The sequence below is a fragment of the Geminocystis sp. GBBB08 genome (assembly GCF_016743215.1).
In the GTDB taxonomy this organism is placed as follows: Bacteria; Cyanobacteriota; Cyanobacteriia; order Cyanobacteriales; family Cyanobacteriaceae; genus Geminocystis.
The window spans coordinates 1-1,974 of the sequence record NZ_VRZC01000285.1 but is presented as its reverse complement, the minus strand read 5'-3'; the positions used below and the strand labels follow the sequence as shown (position 1 = coordinate 1,974).

General features: G+C 37.6%; 1 protein-coding gene. It reads right to left on the bottom strand.

All coding sequences use genetic code 11. From position 1 onward, the window contains the following. The coding region (locus FWJ34_RS19235; RefSeq protein WP_308256937.1) for a R3H domain-containing nucleic acid-binding protein at positions 1–1,722 on the bottom strand (1,722 nt) is incomplete at its 3' end. Positions 1,723–1,974 lie beyond the last annotated feature (252 nt).

The window sequence follows — 1,974 nt, the reverse complement described above, 5'->3', positions numbered from 1 at the left end:
CAGACGGCGGTTTGGTTCATCTCCGAAACTATCTGATCGCAATCTGTAATGTTCGATTAGTTCATGTTGCATTTTCCTTACTTTTGAGTTTCTAGGTAACAATTCTACCGGTTGCCCTTGGGGTATGACAATTTGTTCCACAGCTAACCTTGCTTCTTCTAAGGCTTCAATTTCATCATCATTACCAGCTTTAGTGAATAACCGAAAATCATTGGCTTCGTTGGTTTCTGGGTTATCCATATTGACTAACTGCCGTAAAGTTCGAGTAATTTGCGGAATACTATTAGATTTGATACTATGAATTGGGACTTGACGATCTTTTGCTAATTGCATTAATTTTGAATGATTTTTAACTTGCGATCGCAAAGCCAAGACAGCATCAGCGTCTTCTAAATCTTTGGTTAAAACGATAGGCATTTTAAATACTTCAATGACTTGCTCTAACTGAGATCTGCCAATACCATAAGGATAGACATAAATAGGGAAATCTTCTCCGTTAGGCCCTGGAATGCGTACTTTTTCCGTTGCTTCTTCGGCTTGATACCAAGAATTAGCTAACATTTTTTCAAAATCGAGATTTGGTTGTTGATGAGTCAGAGAAATAGGAATCATTTTACCTGAAGCTCTTAAACCGCTTGGCTTTAGGGGAATTTCTATCACATTTTGCACTGTGGTTAATTCTGTTTGTGGTGCAAATGAAGGATCTCTTGTAATAGAAACTTCTCCAGCATCATCAACTTGACGCACCTGAGGAATAGGCTGTTTACCTCGTAATAAATTATCTACTGTTTGTGCGACTTCTTCATGAACAACCCATTTTTGACGCTCCCACATTTCCACAGCAATCTGAAAAGTAGGGGGTGCTTTTCTTTCTAAAACCGTTTTTTGAGAGCCACGACGACGGGCTTCTTCATCTCCTAAAGTTACAGATTGAATACCGCCAATTAAGTCAGAAAGGGTAGGGTTTTTGATTAAATTTTCCAAATGATTGCCATGGGCAGTACCGACTAATTGTACCCCTCTTTCAGCAATAGTACGAGCGGCTTGAGCTTCTAATTCTGTCCCAATTTCATCAATGATAATCACTTCAGGCATATGGTTTTCCACAGCCTCAATCATGACTTGATGTTGTAATTCAGGACGAGCTACTTGCATTCTTCTCGCTCTACCGATAGCAGGATGAGGCACATCGCCATCTCCAGCGATTTCGTTAGAAGTATCGATAATAACGACTCTTTTATCTAATTCATCGGCTAAAACTCTGGCAATTTCTCGTAAAGCAGTAGTTTTACCAACGCCAGGACGACCAAGTAGTAAAATGGATTGACCACTTTCTACTAATTCTCGAATCATTAAAATAGTGCCAAAAACGGCTCTACCAATACGACAAGTCAAACCAATAATGTTGCCTTGACGGTTACGAATAGCACTGATACGGTGTAATGTACATTCGATTCCTGCCCGATTATCGGCACTAAAATGACCTACTCTGGCTACAGAATATTCTAAATCTTCTCGATGGACTAAATTCTCACTCAAGTAACAACTATGGCCCGAAAATCTAGCTTCCGGCTTTCTTCCTAAGTCTAAAACGATTTCAATTAAAGAACTTTTTTGAGGATGTTGTTCTACGGATTGTCGAATAGTTAAAGGTAAAATTTGTAATAACTTATCGAGATCGTCAGTAATCTGCATTCTATGTTGGGGCAGTTTTTCTTCCATTCTTTGATTTTATAAACTGAAGTTTAAGTAAAGTTTAAGCCAATGGTTTTTTCTGAGCAAAAGATGTCATTGTGTTTATGATAACCGAAATTGTTGATAAACTTGAAACAAAACTTAATTTTGACTTATAGAACCCATTTGATATTTACATCTGTAACCGAAATAACAAAAGGTTTTGACGAGATTAAAGCATTTATTCTCAAATCATTACTATGTAATTCTTCTAAAAAAGATACCAAATGGGTTCTATAG